Raw genomic sequence first — 2,300 nt, 5'->3', positions numbered from 1 at the left:
GGATTTCAAATATCGACGGAACTCAAAATCGACCTTTGACGCAAGGAAATCAAAATGATGTAGGTCCGGTTTGGTCTCATGACGGAACTAAAATCGCCTACAGATCGAATCAACAGGATGAAAAAATGAAGCTTTTTGTCCTGTATTTGGATACAAAAGAATCCGTTGCCCTAACCAACTCAGCCAATGCACCTGGATCAGTTTCCTGGTCTTATGATAATCAGCACTTAGCATTTACTCAATTTGTTCCTAAAACTAAAAAGTCACTTTTAAACATACCAAGTAAGCCAGAAGGTGCTACATGGAATGAGGCTCCGATCTATATCGATGAAATGAATTATAGAGGCGATGGAGCTGGATATTATAAGCCAGGTAATTCTCAGATTTTCACGATTAGTCTAGCCGGAGGAACTGCAAGGCAATGGACATCTGATGAAAATGATTACGGTTCACCAATTTGGAGCAAAGATGGAAAAAGCCTTTTCTTCTCTGCCAATCTCCATGAAAACCATGAATTGGAACCTGCCAATTCTGAAATATATAAGCTAGACCTTAGTTCTGGAGATATTACGGCTTTGACTTCAAGATTTGGTCCAGATAGAAATCCGGTTCTTTCACCTGATGGTACTCAGATAGCATTTACAGGATATGACGATTCCTTCCAAGGATACCAAGTCACGAACCTTTATGTAATGAACGCAGATGGAACTGGCGTTAAAAACCTGACTGCTGATCTGGATCGAGATGCCGGAAATCCACAATGGGAAGCCAATGGAAAAGGAATTTATTTCCAGTATGATGAATTTGGAGACACAAAAATCGGTCATGTAGCCCTTACTGGAAAAATCCGAACTGTGGTAGAAGGTTTGGGTGGTCTGGATTTGGGTAGGCCTTATAATGCAGGGGATTTTTCAGTTTCTACCAACGCAAAGTTTGCCTACACATTAGGAGGGGCTGATCACCCAGCAGATTTGGCCATTTGGTCCGAAGGAGAATCTAAACGAATCACTGCTTTAAATGACGATATTTTTTCATTCAGAAACCTGGGGAATGTGGAGGAAATCTGGTGGGAATCATCTTATGATGGATTGAAAATACAAGGATGGATTGTTACACCGCCAAATTTTGACCCTTCTAAAAAGTATCCATTTATTTTAGAAATCCATGGAGGACCTTTTGCCATGTATGGTCCGGCATTTTCTTACGAGATCCAGCAATATGCAGCCGCGGGATATGTTGTGCTTTATTCAAACCCTCGAGGAAGTACCGGATACGGACAAGAATTTGGTAACTCCATCCACCACGATTATCCAAATCATGATTATGCAGATCTGATGTCTGGCGTAGATGCTGTTATCGGAAAAGGATATGTAGACACCGAAAATCTTTTCGTCACTGGTGGGTCTGGCGGGGGACTGCTAACTGCATGGATAGTAGGTAAAACCGATCGCTTTAAGGCAGCGGTAGTCGCAAAACCAGTCATCAACTGGTCTACTCACGTTTTGTATGCAGATAATCCTGCATTCTTTACGAAATACTGGTTTCCCGGTAATCCTTGGGAAGAGCCTGAGAATTACGCGCAGCGCTCTCCGATTACTTTTGTGGGAAATGTAACTACACCAACGATGCTGCTTTCTGGAGAAAAGGATTATCGTACTCCAATCGCTGAATCGGAGCAATTCTATGCAGCCTTAAAATTACAGGAAGTGGAAACAGCTATGGTTCGAATTCCTAATGCCTCTCATGGTTTGGTAAACAGACCCAGTATGTTGATGAGCAAATCTGCCTCCATTTTAAGCTGGTTTAATCATTATAGAGATCAGAAATAGCAATCATTTAAACTACAAAATCATGAAAAAGCATCTATTTACTTTGATCTTGTTCTATTCCACATTGAGTTTTATTAAAGCTCAGGAAATCGTCTATCCAGCAATCCAAGGCTACGGGGGAATAAATGTGATTCCTTTTGAAACCCTCAAACCTGATCCCACCCAGAACTATAAATTCGTAATAGAAATCAGTAATAGCATAAGTGATAAAAAGGAGGTTTCAGAGGACCTAGACTATGCCGCAAGGATGTATAATGCACACATCTATGCAGGAGTACCAAAAGAAAATATCGAATTCGTTTTTGTGGTATTTTCGGGCTCCACACCTATTGTTTTGAGCAATGATGAATATAAAAAGCGCTTTAATGTGGACAATCCAAATGCTGAACTTTTGGAAGAATTTAAAAAGAATGGAATCAGATTCATTGTTTGTGGACAATCCATGATGAAGCAAAAATTGGTTCCCAGTAT

Annotated in this window: 2 protein-coding genes; both read left to right on the top strand. The window is 40.5% G+C overall.

What is annotated here, in order from left to right; all coding sequences use genetic code 11:
• Window positions 1–1,829: S9 family peptidase (locus Q0L68_RS13525; RefSeq protein ID WP_296704103.1), on the top strand; the 1,829-nt coding region annotated here is incomplete at its 5' end.
• A gap of 22 nt (window positions 1,830–1,851) precedes the next feature.
• Window positions 1,852–2,300: DsrE family protein (locus tag Q0L68_RS13520; protein WP_296704100.1), on the top strand; the 449-nt coding region annotated here is incomplete at its 3' end.

It is taken from the genome of Algoriphagus sp. (genome assembly GCF_024642405.1).
In the GTDB taxonomy this organism is placed as follows: Bacteria; Bacteroidota; Bacteroidia; order Cytophagales; family Cyclobacteriaceae; genus Algoriphagus.
The sequence above is the reverse complement of the archived record's forward strand: the minus strand, read 5'-3'. Positions and strand labels throughout refer to the sequence as shown.